We start from the raw sequence: 25,321 nt of genomic DNA, 5'->3' as shown, positions 1-25,321 counted from the left end.
ACTCCCGTACCCTCGAAGTCATGTCGCTCTACGCCGCGTACGCCGGCAACCTCGACGCGCGGCTGATGTCCCGCCGCGCACCGCACTCTCCGCTGCGCGGCACCGGATGGCTCTCCGGCTGGCGGCTGACCTTCGGCGGCGAGCAGATGGGCTGGGAGGGGGCGCTGGCCACCATCGTGGAGGCCCCCCGGTCGCAGGTCTTCGTCGCGCTCTACGACATCGCGCCGATGGACGAGGAGTCCATGGACCGGTGGGAGGGCGTCGGACTCGACATATACCGCCGCATGCGGGTCCGCGTGCACACCCTCGACGGCGACGAGGCGGCGTGGGTCTACGTCCTCAACGGCTACGAGGGCGGACTGCCCTCGGCCCGCTACCTCGGGGAGATCGCGGACGCGGCGGAGTCGGCGGGCGCGCCGCACGACTACGTGATGGAACTGCGCAAGCGGCCCTGCTGAGCGCCTTCGGCGCGGAACGCGCGGGAACGCGCCGGGACCCCGAACGGCCCGGAAAGCCTGGACGACCTGGACCACGCACGTGCGGGAACGCACTGGACCACGAACGCGCCGGAACACGTGGGTCCGAACGCGCTGGAACACCTGGACCACGCGGACGCAACGGTCCGAACATCCGAACACAACGGTCCGCGGTCTGTCGGAACACAACGATCCGAACACCGCTTTCCGGTGCGTCTACGCGCGTAGGCGTTTAGCGGTTACCCTCGTCCGCGTGAACGCATCAGTTACTTCGGACATCCAGGGCGACCCCTACGCCGCCGCCGACGCCGCTGCCGCGCGACTGCGTGAGCTCACCGGTGCCGAGACCCACGACGTGGCCCTCGTTATGGGCTCCGGCTGGGTCCCCGCCACGGACGCTCTCGGCGCGCCGGAGCACGAGTTCCCGGTCACCGAACTGCCGGGCTTCCCGCCGCCGGCCGTCGCGGGCCACGCGGGCACGATCCGCTCGTACAAGATCAATGACAAGCGCGTCCTGGTCTTCCTGGGCCGCACCCACTTCTACGAGGGCCGCGGTGTGGCCTCGGTCGCGCACGGTGTCCGCACCGCCGCCGCCGCGGGCTGCAAGACCATCGTGCTGACCAACGGGTGCGGCGGCCTCCGCGAGGGCATGCGCCCCGGCCAGCCGGTGCTGATCAGCGACCACATCAACATGACCGCCACCTCCCCGATCGTCGGCGCGAACTTCGTCGACCTCACCGACCTGTACTCGCCGCGTCTGCGCGCGCTGTGCAAGGAGGTCGACCCGTCGCTGGAGGAGGGCGTCTACCTCCAGTTCCCCGGCCCGCACTACGAGACCCCGGCGGAGATCCACATGGCCCGCACCCTGGGTGCGGACCTGGTCGGCATGTCCACGACCCTGGAGGCCATCGCGGCCCGCGAGGCGGGCGCCGAGGTCCTGGGCATCTCGCTGGTCACGAACCTGGCCGCGGGCATGACCGGCGAGCCCCTCAACCACGAGGAAGTGCTCCAGGCCGGCCGCGACTCCGCCGCCCGGATGGGCAGCCTGCTGGCGCAGGTCCTGGACCGGCTCTAGGCCTCCCGGCGGGGCACCGTATTGCTCGTGTACGCGGGCGTCCGCGGCCGGTGGCCGGGGCGCCCGCGTCCGTGCGTGGGTCGGGGCTGCCCCGCAGGGGCAACCCCGGTTCCGGGTACCTGTACGCCCGTATCCATCGGCACCACCGCGACATGATCGACCCGACACCACCGACCGACCCCTCCGGAGGAGCACCCGTGGAGTCCGCAGAGTCCGCACTCATCGCCCGCGCCCGCGCCTGGCTGGCCGAGGACCCCGACCCCGACACCCGCGCCGAGCTCGCCAAGCTGCTCGACGCCGCGGACGTGGACGAGATCGGCGCCCGGTTCTCCGGCACCCTCCAGTTCGGCACCGCCGGACTCCGCGGCGAACTGGGCGCGGGCCCGATGCGGATGAACCGCTCCGTCGTGATCCGCGCCGCCGCGGGCCTCGCCGCGTACCTGAACGCGCAGGGCCACACCGGCGGCCTCGTGGTCATCGGCTACGACGCCCGCTACAAGAGCGCCGACTTCGCCCGCGACACCGCCGCCGTGATGACCGGCGCCGGACTGCGGGCCGCGCTGCTCCCCGGCCCGCTGCCCACCCCCGTCCTCGCCTTCGCCATCCGGCACCTCGGCGCGGTCGCGGGCGTCGAGGTCACCGCGAGCCACAACCCGCCGCGCGACAACGGCTACAAGGTCTACCTCGGCGACGGCTCCCAGATCGTGCCGCCCGCCGACGGCGAGATCGCGGCCGAGATCGCGGCCGTCGCCTCGCTGGACGACGTCCCGCGCCCGGCCGACGGCTGGGAGACGCTGGGCGACGAGGTCGTGGCCGCGTACCTGGCCCGTACGGACGCGGTACTGACCCCCGGCTCGCCGCGCGCGGTCGACGTCGTCTACACCCCGATGCACGGCGTCGGCCGTACCACTCTGACCGCCGCGTTCGAACGGGCCGGCTTCCCGGCGCCCACCGTGGTCGCCGAGCAGGCGGACCCGGACCCGGACTTCCCCACCGTCGCCTTCCCCAACCCGGAGGAGCCGGGCGCCATGGACCTGGCGTTCGCGACGGCGCGCGCGGCCGGCCCCGACATCGTCATCGCCAACGACCCGGACGCCGACCGCTGCGCCGTGGCGGTCCCGGACCCGGCGGCCGAGTCCGGCTGGCGGATGCTGCGCGGTGACGAGGTCGGCGCGCTGCTGGCCACGCATCTGGCCCGCAAGGGCGCCCGCGGCACGTTCACGACGACGATCGTGTCGTCCTCGCTGCTGTCCCGGATCGCGGCCGCCGCCGACGCCCCGTACGAGGAGACGCTGACCGGTTTCAAGTGGCTGGCGCGCGTCGACGGGCTGGCCTACGCCTACGAGGAGGCGCTCGGCTACTGCGTCGACCCGGCCGGGGTCCGCGACAAGGACGGCATCACCGCCGCGCTGCTCGTCGCCGAGCTGGCCGCCGTCCTCAAGGCGGAGGGCCGCACGCTGACCGACCTGCTGGACGAGATCGCGCTGGAGCACGGCCTGCACGCGACCGACCAGTTGTCCGTCCGGGTGGATGACCTGTCGCTGATCGGGGCCGCGATGCGGCGGCTGCGCGAGCAGCCGCCGACGGAGCTGGCCGGGCTCACGGTCGACTCCGCCGACGACCTGACCCAGGGCACGGAGACGCTGCCGCCGACGGACGGCCTGCGCTACCGGCTCTCCGGCACGGGTGCTGACGGCGTACGGTCCGCCCGCGTCGTGGTCCGCCCGAGCGGCACCGAGCCGAAGCTGAAGTGCTACCTGGAGGTCGTGGTCGGCGTCCCGTCGGCCGAGGCCCTGGAGTCGGCCCGCACGACGGCCGACCGCGTCCTGGCCGCGCTGAAGACGGACCTGGCGACGGCCGCGGGCATCTGACCGGCACAGCCACCGGCATCGGGGCTCCGCTCCAGACCCGTCGGTCTGGAGCGGAGCCCCGATGTGGTGAGGGCCGGCGGATCCCGGGCTTCGGTGGGCGACACAGCCCCGCCCCAGAGCCTGGGGCGCGGCCCGTCCCGGGCCTGGGGCGCACAGCCCGGTCCGGGAGCGTGGGGGCGCAGTCCGGCCGAGGCGCCTGGAGGCGCAGCCGTGCCCGGGAAGCCTGAGGCCCAGCCTCGCCCGGGGGGCCTGGGGCGCAGCCCCAGTTTCGGGAAGGGGCGGGTTAGGGGAATCCCACCGCACCCGCCGCCCCGGCCACCGCACACCGCCGCCCACGCCCACGCCCACGCCCACGGAAGAGTGCATCTCGTACTGCACGTGCAGCAGCTCCCCGGCGCGGCGGCTTCCCTCTCCGGAGACGCTGGGACTCCAGGCCCCCGCCACAGGAGTTGCTGCTGTGCTCCCCTACGCATCCCCTGAGACCTCGGCCGCGCAGGACGTCCCCGCCGCCGCGCCACCCGGCACCGCACCGGCCGCCGGGCCGCTCCCGCGATTCCACCGTGAGCTGCGCCGGGCCGCGCCCGCGCTGCTCGGTTACGCGGCCGTGCGGCTGCTGGGCATCGTCGTCCTCGCCCGCTGGGCGCACGCCAAGGGCCACGGGCTGTGGCCGCAGCTCGCGCACCAGTGGGACTCCAGGTGGTACCTGGGGATAGCCGATCACGGCTACGACCACGTCCTGACCGGCGCCCGCGACACATGCAACCTGGCGTTCTTCCCCCTCTACCCGGTGCTGGTCAAGGCCGTCGCCGGAGTCACCCCCGGCTCCCGCGCCACGATCGGCCTCCTCCTGTCCCTCGCCGCGTCGCTGGTGGCGGCATGGGGCGTCTTCGCGGTCGGCGACCACTTGCACGGGCGCAGGGTGGGGATACTCCTCGCCGTGCTGTGGGGCGCGACGCCGGTCGCCCTCGTCCAATCGATGGGCTACACCGAGTCCCTGTTCACCGCGCTGACGGCATGGTCGCTGTGGGCGGTGCTGACCGGCCGGTGGGTGTGGGCCGGGTCGCTGTCGCTGCTGGCGGGACTCACCCGGCCCACGGGGGTGGCGGTGGCGGCGGCGGTCATGGTCAGCGCGGTGGCCGCGCTGTGGGCGCGCAGGCACGCGGACCCGGACGCGATGCCGATGTGGGCGCGCAGGCACGCGGGCCCAGACGCGGCCGGGCCCTCACTCGGCCGCCGCGCGGCCCAGCCCGCCGTAGCGGCGGACCGGCCCCGGGCCCCGGCCCGGCCGTACGCCCAGCCGTGCGCCCGGCCGTGCGCCTGGCCGTGCGACACCGGCGGGACACGCCTGCGCGTCATCCTGGGCGCGGCCCTCGCCCCACTCGGCTGGCTCGGCTACCTCGCGTGGGTGGGCCACCGACTCGGCCGCTGGGACGGCTACTTCGCGGTCCAGAAGACCTGGACCAACGAACTCGACTGGGGCATACGCACCCTGCGGGACATACGCGGCAACCTGGTCTACCAGTCCCACCCCCAGCTGTTCCTGGTCGTGGTCTCGGTGACGCTGATAGCCGCCGTGGTCCTGTACGCCCTGTGCCTGGCCGACCGGCAGCCGCTGCCGCTGCTGGTGTTCACCGGGGTACTGCTGGCGATAGTGCTGGGCAGCGGCGGCGTGTACTTCCCACGAGCCCGGTTCCTGCTGCCCGCCTTCCCGCTCCTGCTGCCCATCGCGGCCGCGGTCGCGGGGGCCACGCGCCGTACCAAGGTGCTGGTGCTGGGCGGAGCGGCGCTGTCATCGGCGTACTTCGGCGCGTACATGGCCCTGGTCTGGCCCAGCGCGCCATGACAGACGCGCCATCACCATCACCGGCGACGACGGACCGGGAGAACCCGCCGAACCCGCCCGTACGCCGCCCGCTCAGCCCACCAGGAACAGCACAGCCAGCAGCACCGCCCCCGCCACCGCCGGAGCGAGGACCTCGAACGCCCAACGGACCTCCGGCTCGCCCTGTGCGGCCTCCCGCGAGGCGTTGTCCTCGGCCAGCTCCCGCAGGTCATCGATGATCTGGTCGGCAGGGGCGCGCAGCTCGACGTCCCCACCGCGGGTGTGCGCGGAGGTACGCCCGAAGGGGTCCTCAGCCGCCGCCCGCGACTGCTGCCGCGCGGCGCGCTTGCGCTGGCGCAGCGAGACGGGGATCGCCCAGAGCTGGTACGTGGCACCGCCGGCCAGCACCTCGCTGCTGTACCCGGCGCGTACGCCTTCCACGCAGCTCCAGGGCAGCGTGATCGTACGGAACGGGTTCCGCACCCGGAGCCGGTCCGCGCCCGCGAACACGGCGGGCCGCAGCGTGAACGCCACCACCACCGGCACCAGGCACAGCAGCCCGGCCAGCGCCAGCCACGGCGTACGCCCCTCGCCCCGGACCAGCGCGTCCCCGCCGAGCCACGCCCCCAGCGCCAGCAGCAGCACACCGCCAACGATCCCGCCGGAGGAGCGGAAGACGCGGTCGGCGTACTGCGGCTCCTCGGGCGGCTCGGGCTCGCGGGGTGCGGAGGAGGAGTGATCGTCGTCCGGGCTCGTCATGGGCCCGATTCTGCCTGAGGTCCCAGGCCACGGACGTTGCAGTACGGCATCGACTCACCGGCCGCCGCACGGAAGGGCTTCGCCCGGCCATCGGCTCTCAGGCGCCGGACGAGGCGGGTAAGAGACCCCTGGGACAGAAGCCGCGTACCGCGCCACGCCCCCATTGCACCCATACGACATCAAGGCGCCGCTCCAGCGCCCTCCCGCGCGAGCCACAGCCGAATGGACCCTGAAAAAGGGCCGTCCCTCACCGGCCGCTGAAAGATGTGCACATCGGCACCGCCGCAAGGAGCACGACCATGAGCCGCACCCTCCCCCTCCTCGTGACCCTGGCCTGCACCCCGGCCGTGGGCCTCCTCGCCACCCCACAGCCCGCATCGGCCGCCGCGCCCCGCAACCCCGTCGTGTTCGTCCACGGCTACCAGGGCTCGGCCGACGACTTCGCGGCATTCCGCCGGACCTTCCTCAATGCCGGCTACCGCCCCAGCGACCTCTACGCACTCGACTACCCGGACACGCAGACCAACGAGGTCACCGCACGGCAGTTGGCCGCACTCGTGAACACCGCCCTCACCAACACCGGAAGGTCCAGGGTGGACCTGATCGGCTACTCCATGGGCAGCCTCAGCGCGCGCTACTACCTGAAGAACCTCGGCGGCACGGACAAGGTGGCCCACTTCGCCGGCATCGCGGGCGTCAACCACGGCACGGTGACGGCCTACCTGTGCGGCCTGACCACCACCGATCCGGCCTGCCCGCAGATGGCACCGACCTCGACGTTCCTGACACAGCTCAACGCGGACGACGAAACCCCGGGCAGGACCACGGCGTACGCCACGTGGGTATCACGCTGCGACACCGTCATCGTCCCCATCACATCAGCCCGCCTGAAGGGCGCCGCCAACCACTGGACCAAGCGCTGCCCCGACCACGTAGGCACCCTTAACGACCCGACGGTCCAAGCCGAGGTGGTCGCACTGTTCGGCTCCTGACGGAACCGTCAGCCCCGTCGACGGTTGCGGCCGGCGTCGCCCGACACGCGAGTCAGTAGAGCTGGATGCGGGTCAGCACGATGTGTGGCGAGTCGGCGTCGGCGACGACGACGTACTCCGCGACGCCGAGCGCGCCGTCCGCGCCGAGTGGCATACGCCGCTGCTGAGGCCACTTCCCCGAAGCGGTGCTGCCCGGCACCATGCCACGGGTCTCGTTGATAGCCACCGTGGCGGCCGCGATCGCGCTGAACACGTCACCGGGCAGCGCCGGGTCCTTCAACAGTTCGGAGGCCTCTTCGGACAGCACACATGGCCAGCCCTCGGGTTCCTCGTCGTAGGGCTCACTCAACGGGCAGCCCCGCTCCCTGGCGGTGGGCGATGACATCGGCGACAGAGGTCGTCGGCAGCGTCCCGTTCAGGGCGGCCTCGGTGAGCCGGTCGCCGGACGGGTCGGTGTCGAGCATCGCCTCGCACCACCAGCGGCGCAGCACGGCCTCCGCCTTCTCCGGCGCCGCTGCCAGCAGCTCGCGATAGAACTCCATCCTCTTCACGCCGTCCAGCGCGGCCGCGATGCCCTCGGCGTTGCGCGGGACGCGGTCCGGCTCATGCGGGTGGACCGGCTGTGCGCTCATCGTCGTGCCCCTTCCGTCTGCTTCGAGTCTGCCGTCTTGCGAGGACCTGGTCGACCAGGTCGGCCCTTTTCCGGCGGCTTCGGCAACTCATGCATCGCCGAGGTCGACGGTAGCTCGTGCGCAAACCCCGATCGACTCAGCCGCCCCGGCAGTCCCGGCAGCGCCCCGGGGCAGCCGCACGAAAGGCCCGATCACACCCGTCGCAGTTCTGCAGCGGCATGACAGGCGGCGCGGACGGCTTGGTTCGCGGGCCGACGTCCGGTACGGGCTGCGGCGGCAGCAGTTCCCGCAGCCGGTGGCCGATGAGCCCCGCCGGGCGGGCCGTCAGCCGGTCCGGCAGCGCGGTGGTCAGCGCCTCGACGATCTCGTCCGGCCAGGCGCCCCGCCCGAACCAGGCATCGACGGCGGGCGCCAGCCGGGCGATGTCCCGCCCGGACAACGCCAGCCGCGCGTCCCGCCGCCGCAGGGCGGCGAGCACGCCGACGGCCTGCGGACTGGGAGCGGCGACCGGCGCGGGCCGGGGCTCGGGCTGCGGCTGGGGCGCGGGCTCAGGCTCCGGTACGGGCACGGGGTCCGGCTCGGGCCGGGGCTCGGGCTCCCGTTGCCGCTGCGGCGGCGGTACGGCGGCTACGGCGGCCGGGACCGCCGCCCGCACCCGCGCGCCCGGCTGGTCGTACACGAACGTCCGCGTGATCAGCGTCCCGCGCTCACCCCGCTCGACCCGCCGCTCAAGCCACCCCTCCGCCTCCAGCTCGCGCAGCGCGCGGCGGATGACGATGTCGCCTTCGGCGAAGTGGGCGCATAAGGCCTTGGCGGTGATGGGTGCCCCGTCGGGCAGCGACAGGATGTACGCGGCGACGCCGACGGTGACCGCGCTACCGCTGCGCTGGGCAAGGCGGTTGGCGAGGATGGTGAAGTTCTCGGTATGGCGGTGGCGTACGTGGACGACGCCACCGCAGGGCGCACTGGGCGCGCTAGGCTGCGCAATAGCCATCTGGAAGGGGTCTACTTCCTGATCGGTCAGGCCCTCGTCCGGGATGCCAGTCCCGGCGGGGGCCGAATGCTGTGTGCGGTTGTTGTGGCGAGCGTGAAGCGCGAGCGCGGCTCGCGTCAAGCCCAAGTCACCTGTACGGGTGATGGGTTGGGTAGGGCAGGGAGGGAAGTTTCTCTACCAGAGCCTTTAAAAGACCGCCCGGCCCACCGGAACCCGGCCCACCGGAACCCGGCTCACCGGGCCCCGGCTGCGGCCTGCGGCGTTACTGCCGCTACTGCTGCGCGGCGAACTCCACGAAGGCGGCCCACTCCTCGGGGTTGAAGGTGAGGGCGGGGCCGGTGCGGTCCTTGGAGTCGCGGACGTGGACGGCGCCGGGGCAGGCGGCGACCTCGACGCACGCTTCCCCCTCGCCGCCGCTGTAGCTCGACTTGCGCCACTCGACAGCGACTTCGACGCAGGCTTCGCTCTCACCGCCGCTGTAGCTGGACTTGAACCACGCCAGTTCGGTGCTCATCGCTCTCCCGCCAGAATGCGTTCGATCAGTGCCGCCGACGCCTCGGGGTCGAGGGCCTGCGATCGGATCGTGCCATACCGGTGGCTGAGGGTGCTGACGTCTTCCGGGTCCGAGACAAAGTAGCTGCCCCGCTGGCCCGCGACGTAGCCCATGGTGCGGTGCTCCGGGGTCTCCAGCAGGACGAACGGCCCGTCCGTTCCCGCGTTGGTCTCGCGGGAGTTCGGCATGACCTGAAGCTGAAGGTTGGGCAGTTGAGCGAGCTTCAGCAGATGACGCAACTGCCCCTCCCACACGTCCCGGCCCCCGAACTCCTTCCGCAGCACGGCCTCCTCCAGCACGAAGGCCAGCCGGGGTGCAGGCTTGCGGTGCAGCAGCTTGTGGCTCGCCATGCGGCGCTGCACGGCCCGTTCGATCTCGTCGTCCTCCATGCACGGGACCTGCGACCGGAAGACCACACGCGCGTACTCCTCCGTCTGCAACAGCCCGTGCAGGAAGTGAGTGCAGTAGACGAGCAGCGCCAGAGCCTCCTGCTGGAGGTCGGCGTACTCCTGATCCCACTCGGGGTGCTCCCCCAGGTGCTTCGCCGCCTCGATGAGCAACCCCATCGCGCCGAGCGCAGCGTCAACCGCCTCCACGTACGGCGGCTTCGGTGGTCGCTCACCCCGCTCCACCATGGCGATCATCGATTCCGAGTACGGAATCCGTTTCTCCAGGTCCTTCATGGTCCAGTCGCGCCGCTCCCGCAGCATCCTGGACTGGGCCCCGAAGATCTTCAGGCTGACGGGCGGGGTCTTCTTACGGGTCACGGCACGCCCCCTCGCTGACGCCGGTCGTATCGCGGCACACCGATCACACGACCGTCACACAGAGTCGCACGATCACGCCGATCCTGTGACCAGGCTAGACCCGACCGGGCACGCTGGTTGCCATGTCAAGGAAGCCCGACCAGCCAATCAACCCACCCTCGATCCAGGATCAGTTGAGGCCCGGCCTCCGCTTGCTCCCGTGGAACTCGCCCGACGGCAAACCGTGTTACGTCTCCCCCGCCCCCGACGGCTGCGACGGCTTCGTCTCGGACATGGCCGACAACGTCGAGGCCATCCAGCTCCGCATCGGCGAGGAGCTGCTGCTCCACACCCGCAAGATGCTGGACGACCCGTGCGTACCGCACCGCGAGTTCCGCTACGCCTCCGTCCGCCTCTCGGAGGCCCTGCGCGACGCCGTCCGCATCGCCCACAGCCGAGGCGCCCGGCTGGAGCAGGGCCATCCGAACACGTGAATACGTCCGTGACCGCAACCGAAAGCTTCGGGAAACCTGCATCATGGGGCTGCCAGCCCCGAGGATGGAGACCGGCCGCCATGACTGACCAACCTGAGCAGGCCCCCGCGTCACCCGAGCAGCAGATCACCGCGAGCGTGACCGTTACCGGAGCGCAGGCCGCCATACTGCGGGATCTGGCCGCCGTATTGGGGCGCACACCCGAGTCCCTCGCGCTGGAGTGGGCGGCCGGGGCCCTGGTGATTCCTTCCACGCCTCTTGGCGAGGACCCTGACGTACCCGAGTGGGGCCTCTTCGACGGACCGGCCGACCTGTCCGCCCGCACAGACGAATACCTGGGCGAGAGGTTCAGCCGGTGACCGACGCCCCCGCACCGGCGATCGCCGTCGTGGACACATGCGTACTGCTCGCGGCCTACAACCGCAAAGACGACAACCACGCGGCGGCGGTCACGGCGCTCAACAGCCCTCGCCTCCTGGTCGTATCCCCTCTGGTCCTGGCCGAGCTCGACCACCTGCTGACCGATCGGGCAGGGGAGCGCAGCGCCCTTGAGGCGGTGATCCGAATCGGCGCTCTCGCTCGCACTGGACACATCCGGATCGCGGCAGTGGACGGCAAACTGCTGTCCGAAGCCGAGGGGCTCATGTCGAGGCACTTCGGCCAGTCACTTGGGCTCGCCGACACCATCAACGCCGCACTCGCCTGGCGCCTGCACCGTCCTGTGATCCTCACGTTCGACCACCACTACTCCGACGTGCTCGCACCACGTACACGATCCGAGCGACGGCTCGAAGCCGTACCGGGACCGCTCCGCTGACCGTCCCGCAGGTCCAGACAAGGCCTCGCGCCCCGCGAACGGACTCCACGGCCGGAGGACGAGCAGCCAAGGAGGCAAGCTTTGGGGGAAGCACACCCGCTGGCCCGAACTGCGCGATGAAATCGTCGCCGAGTTCGAGAAAGCCGACTTCGAGGCCGGTAAGGAGCGGCTGCGAGTCGAGCGGCAAGCCGTGGCGGAACGTGAGCGCGAGCGCCGTCTGAGCGAGCTCATCGCTGAGTCCCGGGCCGTACACGGCGCGCCCACGGCCGAAGAGATCGCGGGGTTCGATGCGGCTTTCCAGCGGGCCAGGGAGAAGAGGGAAGGGAGTCGCTAGGCTGCCTTCAGCGACCTGCGGCGGGCTCGTGGGAAGAGACCCCACCCGGCCCCACCACCGAAGGAGACGCACGACTCATGGCCGTACAGCCCGACCCGCCTGGTTTCCGCGATCGCCGGGTCCACGTGATCCCACACACGATCAACGCCATCGGCGATGCCCTGACCGGCGAGAAGCGCGCCCGCTTCTACGCGGAGGTGCTGGCCGCCGAAGAAGGCGAACCCATCAACACGGTGATGCGGAAGTGGTGGATGGAGGCCATGTTCAACAAGGCCCCAGGCGCCGAGCGCAGCCGCGCCAACGCAGCCGCAGGCCGGAACCTCGTCCCCGTCGACCGTCTGGCCGCCCGCCTGGGAACCGCCGAATGAGCGACGAACGGCCCCGCCGTGGCTGGACGGCCTACGTCGAGGAGGAACCAGCCGAAACGATGCTTGACATGCCCCCGGACTTAGCCACCAGGGTCACCGACTTCATCGTGATCTTGGCGCGCGAGGGCGGTACCGCCGTCGACGCGGGCAAGGAACCGCCCGGCGACCCCATGGATGACCTCGGCGTTCGATACGGGGTACAGGTTCCGGGTGAGCCGGTCATCATCGAGTACACCGTCTACCGGGACATCCGCGAGTTCCGCATCCCCGTCCTCGTCTGGTTCCACTAACCGGCCAGCCGGAGTGAGAGACCCTGCGAGCATGCCCCTCACCGGAGCGCAGGCCGTCCGCATGGCAAACCCGGCCGACATCCTTGATCGCGCGCCTGCGGCCTGTGACCGCAGCCACATCCGGCCAACCCCCACCAAGGGGATGACAGGAAGCTACGCGCGTAGATATGCTCACCTGGTGACCATGCCCACCACAGTTCCCGCATACGGCAAAGACGCCGCGGAGCGACTGTCGTCGATGGCGGACGTGACCGCCTCCGACGCCACGCTGCGCCGCTTCCTGCACGGCCTGCCGGGCGTCGACGCGGTCGGTCTTGAGGGCCGTGCCGCGACTCTCGGCACCCGCTCGATCAAGACCACGGCCAAGGCGTACGCCATCGACCTGGCCATCACCATGATCGATCTGACGACCCTGGAGGGCGCGGACACCCCCGGCAAGGTCCGGGCGCTGTGCGCCAAGGGCGTCCATCCCGATCCCACCGACCGCACGGTCCCCAAGGTCGCCGCGATCTGCGTCTACCCCGACATGGTGGCCACCGCCAAGGAGGCCCTCGCCGGGTCCGGTGTCCATGTGGCCTCCGTCGCGACCGCCTTCCCGGCGGGGCGGGCCGCGCTGCCGGTCAAGCTGGCCGACACGCGTGACGCCGTCGCGGCGGGCGCCGACGAGATCGACATGGTGATCGACCGGGGGGCCTTCCTCTCCGGGCGGTACATGTCCGTCTTCGAGGAGATCAAGGCCGTGAAGGAGGCGTGCCGCCGCCCGGACGGGTCGGCAGCGCACCTGAAGGTGATCTTCGAGACCGGCGAGCTCCAGACCTACGACAACGTCCGCCGCGTCTCGTGGCTGTCGATGCTCGCGGGGGCGGACTTCATCAAGACCTCGACCGGCAAGGTGGCCGTCAACGCCACCCCGCCCGTCACCCTGCTGATGCTGGAGGCCGTGCGCGACTTCCACGCCATGACCGGGGTGCAGGTCGGCGTGAAGCCCGCGGGCGGTATCCGTACCACCAAGGACGCCATCAAGTACCTGGTGATGGTCAACGAGACCGCCGGTGACCTCTGGCTCGACCCCGACTGGTTCCGCTTCGGCGCCTCCAGCCTCCTCAACGACCTGCTGATGCAGCGCCAGAAGCTCAGCAGCGGTCGCTACTCCGGTCCCGACTACGTGACGGTGGACTGATCCGATCATGAACGCATTCAGTTACGCACCGGCGCCCGAGTCGCGCGAGGTCGTCGACATCGCCCCGGCGTACGGGCTCTTCATCGACGGCGAGTTCGCCGAGGCGGCCGACGGCAAGGTCTTCAAGACCGTCTCCCCCGCCTCCGAGGAGGTGCTGTCGGAGGTCGCGCAGGGCAGCGCCGAGGACGTGGACCGGGCGGTCAAGGCCGCCCGCAAGGCGTTCGAGAAGTGGTCCGCGCTGCCGGGCTCCGAGCGCGCCAAGTACCTGTTCCGGATCGCCCGGATCATCCAGGAGCGTTCGCGCGAGCTGGCGGTGCTGGAGTCGCTGGACAACGGCAAGCCGATCCGCGAGTCGCGGGACTTCGACCTGCCGACCGTCGCCGCGCACTTCTTCTACTACGCGGGCTGGGCCGACAAGCTGGAGCACGCCGGTTTCGGGGCCGACCCGAAGCCGCTGGGCGTGGCCGGGCAGGTCATCCCGTGGAACTTCCCGCTGCTGATGCTGGCGTGGAAGATCGCCCCGGCGCTGGCCTGCGGTAATACGGTCGTGCTCAAGCCCGCCGAGACCACCCCGCTCTCCGCGCTGTTCTTCGCTGACGTCTGCCGCCAGGCCGGGCTGCCCAAGGGCGTCGTCAACATCGTCACCGGCGACGGTGCCACCGGCGCCGAGCTGGTGGCCCACCCCGGCATCGACAAGGTCGCCTTCACCGGCTCCACCGAGGTCGGCAAGGCCATCGCCCGGACCGTCGCGGGCACGCACAAGAAGCTGACCCTGGAGCTGGGCGGCAAGGCCGCGAACATCGTCTTCGACGACGCTCCCATCGACCAGGCCGTCGAGGGCATCGTCAGCGGCATCTTCTTCAACCAGGGACACGTCTGCTGCGCGGGCTCCCGGCTGCTGGTGCAGGAGTCGGTCGCGGACGAGCTGCTGGAGGCGCTCAAGCGGCGGATGTCGACGCTCCGTATCGGTGACCCCCTGGACAAGAACACGGACATCGGGGCGATCAATTCCGCGGAGCAGCTGGCGCGGATCCGGTCGCTGGCCGAGGCGGGCGAGGCGGAGGGCGCCGAGCGCTGGGCGCCGGCCTGCGAACTGCCGGACACCGGGTACTGGTTCGCGCCGACGCTGTTCACCGGCGTCACCCAGGCGCACCGCATCGCGCGCGAGGAGATCTTCGGCCCGGTGCTGTCGGTGCTGACCTTCCGCACCCCGGCCGAGGCCGTGGAGAAGGCCAACAACACCCCGTACGGCCTGTCGGCGGGCATCTGGACGGAGAAGGGCTCGCGCATCCTGTGGATGGCGGACCAGCTCCGGGCCGGTGTGGTGTGGGCCAACACGTTCAACAAGTTCGACCCGGCCTCGCCGTTCGGCGGCTACAAGGAGTCGGGCTTCGGCCGCGAGGGCGGCCGTCACGGTCTGGAGGCCTACCTCAATGTCTGAGCGGCTGAACGTTCTCAAGACCTACAAGCTGTTCGTCGGGGGCAAGTTCCCCCGGTCCGAGAGCGGGCGGGTGTACGCGGTGACCGACTCAAAGGACAGGTGGCTGGCGAACGCCCCGCTGTCGTCGCGCAAGGACGCCCGGGACGCGGTCGTCGCGGCCCGCAAGGCGTTCGGCGGCTGGTCGGCCGCCACCGCCTACAACCGCGGCCAGATCCTCTACCGCGTCGCGGAGATGCTGGAAGGCCGCCGCGACCAGTTCATCGCGGAGGTCGCGGACGCCGAGGGGCTGTCCAAGTCCAAGGCGGCCGCGCAGGTCGACGCGGCCATCGACCGCTGGGTCTGGTACGCGGGCTGGTCCGACAAGGTCGCCCAGATCGCGGGCGCCGCGAACCCGGTGGCCGGGCCGTACTTCAACCTCTCCACCCCCGAGCCGACCGGCGTCGTGGCGGTCCTGGCCCCGCAGGAGTCCTCCTTCCTCGGCCTGGTCTCCGTCCTGGCCCCGGTGATCGTCACCGGCAACACGGCGGTCGTGGTCACCAGCGAGAAGTCCCCGCTGCCCGCCCTCTCCCTGGGCGAGGTGCTGGCGACCTCCGACGTGCCGGGCGGTGTGGTCAACATCCTGTCCGGCCGGACCGCGGAGCTGTCGGGGCCGCTGGCCGCGCACCAGGACGTCAACGCGATCGACCTCGCGGGCGCGTACGGGGAGCTGCACGGCGAGCTGGCCACGGCGCTGGAGACGGCGGCCGCGGACAACCTCAAGCGCGTGCTGCGTCCACAGGCTGTGGACTGGTCGGCGGCCCCGGGCACCGACCGGATGCTGGCCTTCCTGGAGACCAAGACGGTCTGGCACCCGATCGGGATCTGAACGGGATCCGACCGGCCTGAAGACGGACCTCGTCCGGCGCCGGGTCCCGTCCGATCCGGGCGCACGCCGGGTCCCGTCCGACCCCGCGCGCACAGGACAGAGGTACCGAGCGGCGGCTCCCGCACCGGCTCATGCCGGGCGGGAGCCGCCGTCGTATGTTCCCGTCGTGGGCGCCTTCGTACGCGCCGTACGTGCGGGCGTGGGTCAGCCCGGCAGCGCGTCGGTCGCCGGGCGGGTCGCCGGAATCTCACCGATCTTGGCGCCGTCCGACAGCGGTGCGGTGATCGACTTGGTGCCCGCCGGCTTGAAGTCGGCGATCTTGGTCTCGACCGAGTTGTTCAGCGGGTCGACAGGCGTCCTGGCCCACGGGTTGGCCTGGAGGTGCTTCAGCGTGCCGAGGGTGTTGGTCAGCGCGGCCGGCGCGGTGATGCCCCGGCCCTTGACCATCTTCGAGTTGAGCAACGGCACCGCGGAGGTGACGTTGACCGCGTCGGGCGTCGAGCCGGACGTGGCCGCGGCCTCCGACGCGCCGCTCCCGACCAGGGCCGCACCGGCGGCCGAGACGGCCAGTGTGGCCCTGAACAGGGCGCGCGAGCGGAGGCGCTGCGGAGTACGTGTGTGACGTGCAGATGAGGCCATGGCTACCTGCCAGTAGGTCGTTTACGTAATGGATCGACTGCGCAGCGTAGTTGAGGGAGGCCGGAACCGTCACTCCCAGGCCCCGGAGGGTCCCCCAGGCGGACTAATGCCGCACACTGGTGTCCCGTGACCTCCCATCCCGTCCCCGCCCGCGTCATCCTGCTGTCCGGCCCGTCCGGCTCCGGCAAGTCGTCGCTCGCCGCCCGCACCGGGCTGCCCGTCCTGAACCTCGACGACTTCTACAAGAACGGCGACGACCCCACGCTCCCGCAGCTGCCGGGCGGCGGAGGCACCGACTGGGACTCGCCGCGGTCGTGGGACGCGGACGGTGCGGTGGCGGCCATCTCGGCGCTGTGCCGCACGGCCCGGGCGAACGTGCCGGTCTACTCCATCGCCGCCAACGGGCGGGTCGGCGAGGACTTCCTCGACATCGGCCGCACCCCGCTGTTCATCGCCGAGGGCATCTTCGCCGCGGACATCATCGAGCCGTGCCGGGAGCTGGGCCTCCTGGCCGACGCGCTGTGCCTGTGCGGGCGGCCGTCCACCACGTTCCGGCGGAGGCTGCTGCGCGACCTGCGGGAGGGCCGCAAGTCCGCGCCGTACCTGCTGCGCCGCGGCTGGCGGCTGCTGCGCGCCGAACGCGGCGTGGTGACCCGGCAGACGGCACTCGGGGCGTACGCGTGCGGGAAGGACGAGGCGATGGGGCGGATCGCGGCGGCGGCCGCGGGGCAGCGCCGCGAGCGCGTGCGGAGCTGAGCTCTCTTTTTCCCCGGGGCTCCGCCCCCGGGCCCCCGTGACACGACGAAGCGGGACCGGACAGACTCCCCGACTGTCCGGTCCCGCTTCCGCGTTACCCCGCCACTCCCCCGAATGACGGGCCCCCGTGCTTCCCCCGTGCGTTCCCCCGTTTCCTGGTTCCCCCCAGTTCCCCCGCGTCCCCCGTTGGTTCCCCCGTACCTTCGCTCCCCCAGTCAGGCGACCAGTTCGCCGAAGGACTCTTCCTCGTCCCGGCCGAAGCTGAGGACGTCGTCCTCGCGCAGTCGGCGCAGCGAGCGCCAGATGCTGCTTTTGACCGTTCCGACACTGATGTTGAGAATGTCTGCGATCTCCGGGTCCGTCCGGCCCTCGTAGTAGCGCAGGACGAGCATCGTGCGCTGCGTCTCGGGCAGTCGGGCCAGGGCCTGCCACAGCACGGCGCGCAGCTCGGTGCCGCGCATCGCGTCCTGGTCCCCGACGGTCTCCGGCAGTTCCTCGGTCGGGTACTCGTTGAGCTTGCGCCGACGCCAGGCACTGATGTGCAGGTTGGTCATCGTCCGCCGCAGATAGCCGCCGACCGCCGCCTTGTCCGTGATCCGGTCCCAGGCCCGGTACGTCGAGAACAGCGCGCTCTGCAGCAGGTCCTCGGCCTCGAACCGGTCGCCGGTCAGGTGGTAGGCGGTGGCGTACAGGGAGGCGCGGCGCTCCTGGACGTAGGCGGTGAACGCCGCTTCGGCGTCCTCCCCCGTTGCCTGCGGCACAGGCGGTACGCCCATGCCCGTCGCAGGGTGCCGCTCCCCCGATGCCTCCCCGTACGAGCTTCCCCCGTCAATGGCCACCATGTACGGCGGCCGCTGACGTCCGGCGCCGCGAGCGCACCCCCGCCCGCTCACGACACCGGACTTCTCCGTGCTCCGACCGGCGTCGTGGCGGCGCGTGCGAATGACTGCGCTGGTTTTCGTGCTGTGCAGTGTGCTCATCTCGCGCCCCCCGTCGGTGGAGCCTGCTTGTTTCCGCTGGCTTCCGGGCCGTCGTTCTCCCGGTGCAGAGAACTCTGCCGGGCCAGTTTCATGGCGTTGTCCTCCGTGTGTCACAGGGCTGTCACAGGGGGAGGTGGTGTGTGGACGGCGTGGGGGCAACCCGGAGGAGCTCGGGGCAGGTCGAACTGGAGCCCCCCTGTAGTCCAGAATGACCAACGTGCCTTTCCTGTTGCTGATCGAGGACGATGACGCCATCCGCACGGCCCTCGAACTCTCCCTGACCCGCCAGGGCCACCGTGTGGCGACGGCGGCGACGGGCGAGGACGGTCTGCAGCTGCTGCGCGAACAGCGGCCGGACCTGGTCGTGCTGGATGTGATGCTGCCCGGCATCGACGGCTTCGAGGTGTGCCGCCGTATCCGGCGCACCGACCAGCTGCCGATCATCCTGCTCACCGCGCGCAGCGACGACATCGACGTCGTGGTGGGGCTGGAGTCGGGAGCTGACGACTATGTGGTGAAGCCGGTGCAGGGCCGGGTGCTGGACGCCCGGATCCGAGCCGTCCTTCGCCGCGGGGAGCGCGAGGCCAACGACTCCGCGGCGTTCGGCAGCCTGGTGATCGACCGCTCCGCGATGACCGTCACCAAGAACGGGGAGGACCTCCAGCTCACGCCGACCGAGCTGCGACTCCTCCTGGAGCTCAGCCGCCGCCCCGGACAGGCCCTGTCCCGGCAGCAGCTGCTGCGGCTGGTGTGGGAGCACGACTACCTGGGCGACTCCCGGCTGGTGGACGCCTGCGTCCAGCGGCTGCGCGCCAAGGTGGAGGACGTGCCGTCCTCGCCGACGCTGATCCGTACGGTGCGCGGCGTCGGGTACCGGCTGGACACCCCGCAATGACGACGAACCCGGCCGGCGCGGCGGCCCGCCACCAAGGCGGGGAAGACAGCCGTTGAGCGCCGAGAACGAAGAGCCCGGCCGCACCCGCGGCTGGGCGGCGGGCCTGCTGCGCTGGCTGAGTCTGCGGCTCCGGCTGATGCTCGTCTTCGCGCTGGTGGCGCTGGTCGCCGCGGTGTCGGCCTCCGGCATCGCGTACTGGCTCAACCGCGACGCCGTGCTGACCCGTACCCAGGACGCGGCGCTGGACGAGTTCCGCAAGTCGCTCAAGGACACCACCGGCGCGCTGCCGCAGGTGCCCTCGTGCCCGGACCTCCAGGACGCCGCGCGCCGGATGGCCGACAACACGCAGAAGTACCAGGTCCTGCTGCTCTCCCCGACGCAGGGGCCCGGGACCTGCCCGGCAGCCTCCGCCCCGGAGCTGTTCACCCTCGACGTGGTGCCCAAGACGCTGCGTACCGCGGTGAACGACAAGCGCGCGGTCGACGGCGCCAACAGCGCCCCGTACCACCTGTACTGGCAGCGGATCACCAAGGACGGCACGCCGTATCTGGTGGGCGGCGCCAAGGTGATCGGCGGCGGCCCGACCGCGTACATGCTCAAGTCGCTGGAATCCGAACGGCAGGACCTGAACTCGCTGGCCTGGTCGCTGGGGATCGCCACCGCGCTGGCGCTGATCGGCTCCGCGCTGCTGGCGCAGGCCGCCGCGGCCACGGTGCTGCGGCCTGTCCACCGGCTGGCCGAAGCCGCCCAGCGGTGGGGCGACGGCAAGCTGGAGACGCGGCTGGAGGTCTCCGGCTCCGACGAGCTGGCCAATCTGTCCCGGATCTTCAACCGGACCGCGGAGCGGCTGGAGAAGCGGGTCGAGGAGCTGAGCGCGCGGGAGGCGTCCAGCCGCCGCTTCGTCGCCGACATGTCGCACGAGCTGCGCACCCCGCTGACCGCCATCACCGCCGTGACGGAGGTGCTGGAGGAGGAGGCCGACGCGCTCGACCCGATGATCGCCCCCGCGGTGCAGCTCGTGGTCAGCGAGACCCGGCGGCTGAACGACCTGGTGGAGAACCTGATGGAGGTGACCCGCTTCGACGCGGGCACCGCCCGGCTGGTCCTGGACGACGTCGACGTGGCGGACCAGGTCACGGCCTGTATCGACGCGCGGGCCTGGCTGGACGCGGTGGAGCTGGACGCCGAGCGCGGGATCATGGTCCGGCTGGACCCTCGGCGGCTGGACGTCATCCTCGCCAACCTCATCGGGAACGCGCTCAAGCACGGCGGATCGCCGGTACGGGTCTCGGTGCGCACCGGGGAGGACGAGCTGCTGATCAAGGTACGGGACCACGGTCCCGGCATCCCGGAGGAAGTGCTGCCGCACGTCTTCGACCGCTTCTACAAGGCGAGCGCGTCCCGGCCCCGCTCGGAGGGCAGCGGGCTCGGGCTGTCGATCGCCCTGGAGAACGCGCACATCCACGGCGGCGAGATCACGGCCGTGAACTCGCCCGAAGGCGGTGCGGTCTTCACCCTGCGGCTGCCGCGCGACTCCTCACCGGTCGCCGGCAACGGGGACGCCGACTCCCCGGGCGCGGGCGGCGACGACGGCAAGGAGGACCCGCGATGAGCCTTCGGCGGCGGCCGGCCGCGGCCGACATGGGCCTGGGGGCACTGGCCCTGGGGACACTGGCCCTGCTGCTCACCGCGTGCGGCATCCGCGGGACGTCGGTGCCCGTCGACGCCGGGGCGGCCCCGTCCCGGGTGTCGTGCGAGACGCCGAGCGAGGACCGCTCCGCGCATCACGCGGGGTCCGTCCCGGTGACGGTGTTCCTCGTGTGCGCCTCGCAGCTGCACACCGTGCAGCGCAGCTCCCGGCACGCCGACGCGTACGCGGCCGACGAGCCCCTGCGGGCCGCCCGCGACCTGCTCGAACAGCTCCAGGAGCAGCCGTCGGCGGCTGAGGCGGAGGCGGGGTTCGACACCCAGGTGCGGGAGGACCTCGAGGTGTCGGGACCGGCCGAGGGCGACCCGGCGCGGACCCTGCGGCTGAGCCTGCCGCCCGCCGATCTGCCGGCGGCGGCGCTGGCGCAGGTGGTGTGCACGTTCGCGGGCTCGGCGGCGTCCGGCGGGGAGCGCGGGGTGCTGCTGAGCGGGCCCGACCGCGAGGAACCGGTCCAGCGCTACGAGTGCGACGCGCGGCTGCGGGACCACCCCAAGAGCGCGCTCATCTCCGGTGTGCCGGTCAGCTGACTCGCGCGCGGACGCCGTGCCGACGCACCGGTAACCGTGTTCTGACCAGCGCGGTGGATTCGGAACCGCGGGCCCCGCGGGACGCGTCTGGAGAGGCGTGCAGGGTCATGGTTCCGGCCGTACGGCCGCATTGCGCTTCCGCGCCGCGGGGTTCGCCCTCCTGCTCGCGCACCTCACGTTCGTGTGCTGGCTGACCCTGCGGCCGCTCACCGCGCCGTGGGTGTCGGCGTCGACGCTGGAGCCGCTGGCCTCGATCCGCGCCGATCTGGCGCTCGGGCCATGGCAGGCGGCCCGCAGCATCGGCGGCGAACTGCTGCTGCTGACGCCTTTGGGGGTGCTGCTGCCGCTGGCCGGGGGCCGGGCGGACGCCGGCACGGTCACCTCGATGGCGCGCACCGTGTTCACCGGCGCGATGACGTCGCTGACGCTGGAGCTGGCGCGGAGCTGGACCACCGGCCAGATGATCAACGTGGACGCGGTGCTGCTCAACACGGTCGGGGTGGCGGTGGCGCACGTGGCCGTGGTCCCGGCCGTACGGGCCCGGCTCCGCCGCCGAGCGGGACACGCACACCCCCCGATTCCCCCGGACCTCGTCCGGGGGAATCGGGCATCCGGCATGTGGGGCGGAGCCGCGGCTACTCCGGCTTCTTCGGCGGCTCGGGCTTCTTGTCCGGCGTCTCCGGCTGCTCGGACTTGCTCGGCGGCTCGGGCTTCTTCTCCGGCGTCCCGGACTTCTCCGGCGGCTCGGGCTTCCTGAGCTTCTCCAGCTTCGCGAGCTGCCGTTCCACGATGTGCTCCGGCACCCTGAAGCCCTTGCCGTAGTCCCTCAGGTCGAAGCCCGTGAACAAGGCGACGGTCCGGTCCGAGCGCACCGCCACGAAGTTCATCACGATCTTCTGGCCCTGCGACGTGGCCGTCATGCGGTAGGCGACCGTGTCGTCGCCGAACGACGGGGTCTTCTCCGCGTGGACCTTGGTGTACTGGGTCTTGGTCTTCTTGAGGGTGACCCCGAAGCCCGAACGGCACTCCGGGACGGCGGCCTTGAGGTCGCCGATGAGGCTCTTGGCGCGCTTGGCGGAGTACGAGCTGAGGCTGACGGAGACGCCCTTCGCGGGGTCGTCGGTCTTGTTGACGCCGCGGGCGACGGTGTCCTTCGCGTCCGGGCTCGGCTTGTCGCCGGTGGAGTGGGCGAGCGGCTGGCACTTGGACTTGTCGGCCTCCGGCTGTCCGCTGGACCAGTTGTCGGCCTTGCCGTCGGTGACCGTGTAGCCGGTGAGGTCCTTCGTGACCAGGGCGTACTGCTCCAGTGGGGACCGGCCCTTGTCGTCGTCTCCGTCGGAGCTGCCGCAGGCGGTGGTGAGCCCGAGGGCCGACAGGGTCACCAGTGCCGCCAGAACCGCTCTGCGCGGCCCGCTCATCCGCTTGTCCGTGTCCATGAACAACTGTGTTCACCCTGTCGATCGTCGCCGTACCGCGCCGGACCGCGCCGTGCGCCGTACCGACCTGCGATGTTGACATATGCCAGGTGGGCCGCACACCCGGTCACGGGTGTGGGACCCACCACGTGGTCACCGTGTCCGGGGCTGATCAAAGCCCGAGGGGGCCGCCGGGGCCGGCCGGGAGGTTGAAGCCGGTGACCGACACCACCCTGTTGAGGCTGGGCGCGAGACCGCCGAGCAGTCCCCGGTTCACCTGCTGCTGCGACTGCTGGAGCGGGCCCGACGCCTTGTCCATCAGCGGGCCGGGGGCCGCCTTCTGCATCACCGTGCCGACGGCCTGGTTGGTGGCGGCGGGCGAGAGCGCTCCGGTCGCCGGCCGGGTGACGTCACCGGCGCCCAGCGCGGAGGCCGAGCCGGACCCCGCGGCGACCGCCGCGGCGCCGAGCGCGATCACACCGAGGCTCTTGATGGTTCCCTGCTTCATATGAATTCTGTCCTTGATAGGGATCTTGAGCGGCATCGCACAAATTGCCAGGCTTTGGTCCCCGTCGCAAACATCAAAACGGCCGGGAGTTTCCTCCCGGCCGTTTTTTCCTTTTAACGGCAATCAGCCCTGCTCAGCGGCAGATCCGCTGGTCATCGGCGATACCGCGGCCGCCTGACGGAACAGCCATTCGGACTTCAGCTCGGCGTATCCGGGCTTGATGACGTCATTGATCATGGCAAGACGTTCGCCGAATGGAATGAACGCGGATTTCATCGCATTGACGGTGAACCACTGCATGTCGTCGAGTGTGTAGCCGAACGTCGAGACCAGGTGCTCGAATTCCTGGCTCATGCTCGTGCCGCTCATCAGCCGGTTGTCGGTATTCACCGTGATCCGGAAGTGCAGCCGGCGCAGCAGGCCGATCGGGTGCTCGCCGTACGAACTGGCGGCGCCCGTCTGGAGGTTGGAGGTGGGGCACATCTCCAGCGGGATGCGCTTGTCGCGGACGTAGTTGGCCAGCCGGCCCAGCCGGACGGTGCCGTCCTCGGCGACCTCGATGTCGTCGATGATGCGGACGCCGTGGCCGAGTCGGTCGGCGCCGCACCACTGGAGGGCCTGCCAGATGGACGGCAGGCCGAACGCCTCGCCCGCGTGGATGGTGAAGTGGTTGTTCTCCCGCTTGAGGTACTCGAACGCGTCCAGGTGGCGGGTGGGGGGGAAGCCCGCCTCGGCGCCCGCGATGTCGAAGCCGACGACGCCCAGATCGCGGTAGCGGTTGGCCAGTTCGGCGATCTCCAGGGCGCGGGCAGCATGCCGCATGGCGGTGAGCAGCGCGCCCACCCGGATGCGGTGGCCGTTCTCCTTGGCCCGCCGCTCGCCCTCGCGGAAGCCCTCGTTGACCGCCTCGACCACCTGCTCCAGGGTCAGGCCGGCCTCCAGGTGCTGCTCGGGGGCGTACCGCACCTCGGCGTAGACGACCCCGTCCGCGGCGAGGTCCTCGGCGCACTCGGCGGCGACCCGTACCAGCGCTTCGCGGGTCTGCATGACGGCGCAGGTGTGCGAGAAGGTCTCGAGGTAGCGCTCCAGCGATCCGGAGTCGGCGGCCTCGCGGAACCAGACGCCGAGCTTGTCCGGCTCGTTCTCCGGCAGGGCGTCGTAGCCGACCTCACGGGCCAGGTCGACGATGGTGCCGGGGCGCAGACCGCCATCGAGGTGGTCGTGCAGCAGCACCTTGGGGGCGCGCCGGATCTGTTCCGGGGTGGGGCGTTCCGTGGGGAGTTCGATGTTCTCGCTCGTCATCTCCGCACCATAGCCCCTACGCGCGTAGATCGCTCGTGAACGATACGCAACAGTGACCACAACGCGGGGTGGAGTACACCCGTGTGTCTGCCATCGTGTCGCCATGGGTCAGCAAACGTTGCCGGAACGGGAAGCCCGACTGGGACGTCCGATGGGCGCGGCGGCCGGTGGCCGCACCACGCACGGCGTGGTGCTGGTGCTGCCGGGCGGGGCCGCCGAGGGGACTCGGCGGGGCTCCTGGCTGGCCGCGCTGAACGCGCGCCCGCTGGCGCGCGAGCTCGTCAAGGCGGGCGCCGCCGACGGGCTGACCGCCCATGTCGTCCGCTACCGCTACCACGGCTGGAACGGTTCGGCGGCGCACCCCGTGGCGGACGCGAGCTGGGCGGCCGACGAGGTCGTACGGCGCTACGGCGACGTACCGGTGTGCCTGGCGGGCCACGACATCGGCGCCCGCGCCGCGCTGCGCGCCGCGGGGCACCCGGCCGTCGCCTCCGTGCTGGCGCTGGCGCCGTGGATCCCGGAGCGGGAAGCGGTCCTGGACCCCGACCCCGTCAAGCAGCTGGCCGGCCGGCGGGTGCTCATCGTGCACGGCACGGACGACGAACGGACCTGCCCCGACCTGTCCTACCGGTTCGCGGAGCGGGCGAAGAAGGCCAACCGGGACGTGTGCCGGTTCGAGGTGCACACCGAGGACCACTCCTTCGGGGCGCGGGTGAAGGAAGTGCTGGCCCTGTCGGCCGACTTCGCCCTCGGCTCCCTCTTCGGGCACGGCTTCTCGCGCCCGCTCACCGACGCGCTGGCGGCACCGCCGCCGCTGGGCCTGCGGATGCCTCTGGCGGTGGGCTTCCGCCGTACGAGGCACTGACCGGCCTGCCGGCGCCA

The 25,321-nt window shown here is 71.5% G+C and carries 29 protein-coding genes and 1 pseudogene; 19 read left to right on the top strand and 11 right to left on the bottom strand.

All coding sequences use genetic code 11. The annotated features are described in order from the left end of the window. Positions 1 to 20 precede the first annotated feature (20 nt). The 4 genes from ACQUSR_RS20210 to ACQUSR_RS20195 all read left to right on the top strand — a co-directional run bounded on the left by ACQUSR_RS20210 (position 21) and on the right by ACQUSR_RS20195 (position 5,265). Positions 21 to 458 carry a gamma-glutamylcyclotransferase gene (locus ACQUSR_RS20210; protein WP_431043985.1) on the top strand — a complete coding sequence of 146 codons (438 nt, stop codon included), beginning with the start codon at positions 21 to 23 and terminating at the stop codon, positions 456 to 458. Between the two features lie 271 nt (positions 459 to 729). Beyond that, complete coding sequence (locus ACQUSR_RS20205; protein ID WP_431043984.1) at positions 730 to 1,551, top strand: purine-nucleoside phosphorylase; 822 nt, start codon at positions 730 to 732, stop codon at positions 1,549 to 1,551. A 197-nt stretch (positions 1,552 to 1,748) separates the two neighbouring features. Further along, on the top strand, positions 1,749 to 3,422 hold the full coding sequence (locus tag ACQUSR_RS20200; protein ID WP_431043983.1) for a phospho-sugar mutase: 1,674 nt from the start codon (positions 1,749 to 1,751) through the stop codon (positions 3,420 to 3,422). Positions 3,423 to 3,879: 457 nt separating this feature from the next. Beyond that, on the top strand, positions 3,880 to 5,265 hold the full coding sequence (locus ACQUSR_RS20195) for a hypothetical protein (protein ID WP_431043982.1): 1,386 nt from the start codon (positions 3,880 to 3,882) through the stop codon (positions 5,263 to 5,265). A gap of 72 nt (positions 5,266 to 5,337) precedes the next feature. Here ACQUSR_RS20195 and ACQUSR_RS20190 read toward each other — a convergent pair whose 3' ends face one another. Continuing rightward, the gene (locus ACQUSR_RS20190; protein WP_431043981.1) at positions 5,338 to 6,003 is read right to left on the bottom strand and encodes a PH domain-containing protein; all 666 of its coding nucleotides are present in this window, start codon (positions 6,001 to 6,003) and stop codon (positions 5,338 to 5,340) included. 299 nt (positions 6,004 to 6,302) lie between these two features. On the opposite strand from ACQUSR_RS20190, the gene ACQUSR_RS20185 reads away from it, so the two are divergent. Beyond that, a complete protein-coding gene (locus ACQUSR_RS20185) occupies positions 6,303 to 6,995 on the top strand; it encodes an esterase/lipase family protein (protein WP_431043980.1) in 693 nt (230 codons plus the stop codon). Positions 6,996 to 7,047: 52 nt separating this feature from the next. On the opposite strand, the gene ACQUSR_RS20180 is transcribed toward ACQUSR_RS20185, so the two are convergent. The 5 genes from ACQUSR_RS20180 to ACQUSR_RS20160 all read right to left on the bottom strand — a co-directional run bounded on the left by ACQUSR_RS20180 (position 7,048) and on the right by ACQUSR_RS20160 (position 9,941). After that, on the bottom strand, positions 7,048 to 7,344 hold the full coding sequence (locus tag ACQUSR_RS20180; protein ID WP_431043979.1) for a hypothetical protein: 297 nt from the start codon (positions 7,342 to 7,344) through the stop codon (positions 7,048 to 7,050). After that, positions 7,337 to 7,627, bottom strand: a complete 291-nt coding sequence (locus ACQUSR_RS20175) for a hypothetical protein (RefSeq protein ID WP_431043978.1) — start codon at positions 7,625 to 7,627, stop codon at positions 7,337 to 7,339. Before ACQUSR_RS20175 ends, ACQUSR_RS20180 begins: the two co-directional genes overlap by 8 nt. 136 nt (positions 7,628 to 7,763) lie before the next feature. Next, the gene (locus ACQUSR_RS20170) at positions 7,764 to 8,621 is read right to left on the bottom strand and encodes a hypothetical protein (protein ID WP_431043977.1); all 858 of its coding nucleotides are present in this window, start codon (positions 8,619 to 8,621) and stop codon (positions 7,764 to 7,766) included. Positions 8,622 to 8,892: 271 nt separating this feature from the next. Beyond that, the gene (locus ACQUSR_RS20165) at positions 8,893 to 9,135 is read right to left on the bottom strand and encodes a DUF397 domain-containing protein (RefSeq protein ID WP_431043976.1); all 243 of its coding nucleotides are present in this window, start codon (positions 9,133 to 9,135) and stop codon (positions 8,893 to 8,895) included. After that, positions 9,132 to 9,941, bottom strand: coding sequence for a helix-turn-helix domain-containing protein (locus ACQUSR_RS20160; protein WP_431043974.1), 810 nt, complete (start codon positions 9,939 to 9,941; stop codon positions 9,132 to 9,134). The genes ACQUSR_RS20165 and ACQUSR_RS20160 overlap by 4 nt, the downstream gene beginning before the upstream one ends. 122 nt (positions 9,942 to 10,063) lie before the next feature. Here ACQUSR_RS20160 and ACQUSR_RS20155 point away from each other — a divergent pair, with 122 nt between their 5' ends. The 8 genes from ACQUSR_RS20155 (at position 10,064) to ACQUSR_RS20120 (ending at position 15,709) form a co-directional block, all read left to right on the top strand. Beyond that, a complete protein-coding gene (locus ACQUSR_RS20155; protein ID WP_431043973.1) occupies positions 10,064 to 10,414 on the top strand; it encodes a hypothetical protein in 351 nt (116 codons plus the stop codon). Positions 10,415 to 10,494: 80 nt separating this feature from the next. Then, a complete protein-coding gene (locus tag ACQUSR_RS20150; protein WP_431043972.1) occupies positions 10,495 to 10,773 on the top strand; it encodes a hypothetical protein in 279 nt (92 codons plus the stop codon). After that, positions 10,770 to 11,231: a type II toxin-antitoxin system VapC family toxin gene (locus ACQUSR_RS20145; protein WP_431043971.1), complete on the top strand. Its 462-nt coding sequence runs from the start codon at positions 10,770 to 10,772 to the stop codon at positions 11,229 to 11,231. Before ACQUSR_RS20150 ends, ACQUSR_RS20145 begins: the two co-directional genes overlap by 4 nt. Before the next feature lie 411 nt (positions 11,232 to 11,642). Beyond that, complete coding sequence (locus tag ACQUSR_RS20140; protein ID WP_431043970.1) at positions 11,643 to 11,933, top strand: hypothetical protein; 291 nt, start codon at positions 11,643 to 11,645, stop codon at positions 11,931 to 11,933. A gap of 68 nt (positions 11,934 to 12,001) precedes the next feature. Beyond that, positions 12,002 to 12,223, top strand: a complete 222-nt coding sequence (locus tag ACQUSR_RS20135; protein ID WP_431043969.1) for a hypothetical protein — start codon at positions 12,002 to 12,004, stop codon at positions 12,221 to 12,223. Between the two features lie 184 nt (positions 12,224 to 12,407). Then, positions 12,408 to 13,403, top strand: a complete 996-nt coding sequence (gene deoC / locus ACQUSR_RS20130; protein WP_431043968.1) for a deoxyribose-phosphate aldolase — start codon at positions 12,408 to 12,410, stop codon at positions 13,401 to 13,403. 7 nt (positions 13,404 to 13,410) lie between these two features. Next, on the top strand, positions 13,411 to 14,844 hold the full coding sequence (locus tag ACQUSR_RS20125; RefSeq protein ID WP_431043967.1) for an aldehyde dehydrogenase family protein: 1,434 nt from the start codon (positions 13,411 to 13,413) through the stop codon (positions 14,842 to 14,844). Next, positions 14,837 to 15,709 (top strand): aldehyde dehydrogenase family protein, encoded by an 873-nt coding sequence (locus tag ACQUSR_RS20120; protein ID WP_431043966.1) that lies wholly within the window; start codon positions 14,837 to 14,839, stop codon positions 15,707 to 15,709. The genes ACQUSR_RS20125 and ACQUSR_RS20120 overlap by 8 nt, the downstream gene beginning before the upstream one ends. Before the next feature lie 204 nt (positions 15,710 to 15,913). Here ACQUSR_RS20120 and ACQUSR_RS20115 read toward each other — a convergent pair whose 3' ends face one another. Further along, entirely contained in the window at positions 15,914 to 16,348 is a 435-nt protein-coding gene (locus ACQUSR_RS20115) for a hypothetical protein (RefSeq protein ID WP_431043965.1), read from the bottom strand. 126 nt (positions 16,349 to 16,474) lie between these two features. Here ACQUSR_RS20115 and ACQUSR_RS20110 point away from each other — a divergent pair, with 126 nt between their 5' ends. Further along, the gene (locus ACQUSR_RS20110) at positions 16,475 to 17,104 is read left to right on the top strand and encodes an ATP-binding protein (protein ID WP_431043964.1); all 630 of its coding nucleotides are present in this window, start codon (positions 16,475 to 16,477) and stop codon (positions 17,102 to 17,104) included. A 215-nt stretch (positions 17,105 to 17,319) separates the two neighbouring features. Here the strand turns inward: ACQUSR_RS20110 and ACQUSR_RS20105 are convergent, their stop codons facing one another. Next, positions 17,320 to 18,084, bottom strand: a complete 765-nt coding sequence (locus ACQUSR_RS20105; protein WP_431043963.1) for a SigE family RNA polymerase sigma factor — start codon at positions 18,082 to 18,084, stop codon at positions 17,320 to 17,322. Positions 18,085 to 18,301: 217 nt separating this feature from the next. On the opposite strand from ACQUSR_RS20105, the gene afsQ1 reads away from it, so the two are divergent. The 4 genes and pseudogenes from afsQ1 to ACQUSR_RS20085 form a co-directional block, all read left to right on the top strand. Continuing rightward, on the top strand, positions 18,302 to 18,979 hold the full coding sequence (gene afsQ1 / locus ACQUSR_RS20100; protein ID WP_431043962.1) for a two-component system response regulator AfsQ1: 678 nt from the start codon (positions 18,302 to 18,304) through the stop codon (positions 18,977 to 18,979). A 106-nt stretch (positions 18,980 to 19,085) separates the two neighbouring features. Then, positions 19,086 to 20,591 carry an ATP-binding protein gene (locus ACQUSR_RS20095; protein WP_431047728.1) on the top strand — a complete coding sequence of 502 codons (1,506 nt, stop codon included), beginning with the start codon at positions 19,086 to 19,088 and terminating at the stop codon, positions 20,589 to 20,591. After that, positions 20,588 to 21,214, top strand: coding sequence for a hypothetical protein (locus ACQUSR_RS20090; protein WP_431043961.1), 627 nt, complete (start codon positions 20,588 to 20,590; stop codon positions 21,212 to 21,214). The genes ACQUSR_RS20095 and ACQUSR_RS20090 overlap by 4 nt, the downstream gene beginning before the upstream one ends. Positions 21,215 to 21,311: 97 nt before the next feature. Continuing rightward, a pseudogene (locus tag ACQUSR_RS20085) lies at positions 21,312 to 21,677 on the top strand (VanZ family protein); the annotation flags it as partial. Positions 21,678 to 21,849: 172 nt separating this feature from the next. Here the strand turns inward: ACQUSR_RS20085 and ACQUSR_RS20080 are convergent. The 3 genes from ACQUSR_RS20080 to ACQUSR_RS20070 form a co-directional block, all read right to left on the bottom strand. After that, positions 21,850 to 22,650: a hypothetical protein gene (locus ACQUSR_RS20080; protein ID WP_431043960.1), complete on the bottom strand. Its 801-nt coding sequence runs from the start codon at positions 22,648 to 22,650 to the stop codon at positions 21,850 to 21,852. Between the two features lie 151 nt (positions 22,651 to 22,801). Next, positions 22,802 to 23,137 carry a hypothetical protein gene (locus ACQUSR_RS20075; RefSeq protein WP_431043959.1) on the bottom strand — a complete coding sequence of 112 codons (336 nt, stop codon included), beginning with the start codon at positions 23,135 to 23,137 and terminating at the stop codon, positions 22,802 to 22,804. A gap of 123 nt (positions 23,138 to 23,260) precedes the next feature. Continuing rightward, complete coding sequence (locus ACQUSR_RS20070) at positions 23,261 to 24,439, bottom strand: adenosine deaminase (protein ID WP_431043958.1); 1,179 nt, start codon at positions 24,437 to 24,439, stop codon at positions 23,261 to 23,263. A gap of 103 nt (positions 24,440 to 24,542) precedes the next feature. Here ACQUSR_RS20070 and ACQUSR_RS20065 point away from each other — a divergent pair, with 103 nt between their 5' ends. Further along, positions 24,543 to 25,304, top strand: a complete 762-nt coding sequence (locus ACQUSR_RS20065) for an alpha/beta hydrolase (RefSeq protein WP_431043957.1) — start codon at positions 24,543 to 24,545, stop codon at positions 25,302 to 25,304. Positions 25,305 to 25,321: the final 17 nt, after the last annotated feature.

The organism is Streptomyces sp. P1-3, from assembly GCF_050613155.1.
In the GTDB taxonomy this organism is placed as follows: Bacteria; Actinomycetota; Actinomycetes; order Streptomycetales; family Streptomycetaceae; genus Streptomyces.
The sequence above is the reverse complement of the archived record's forward strand: the minus strand, read 5'-3'. Positions and strand labels throughout refer to the sequence as shown.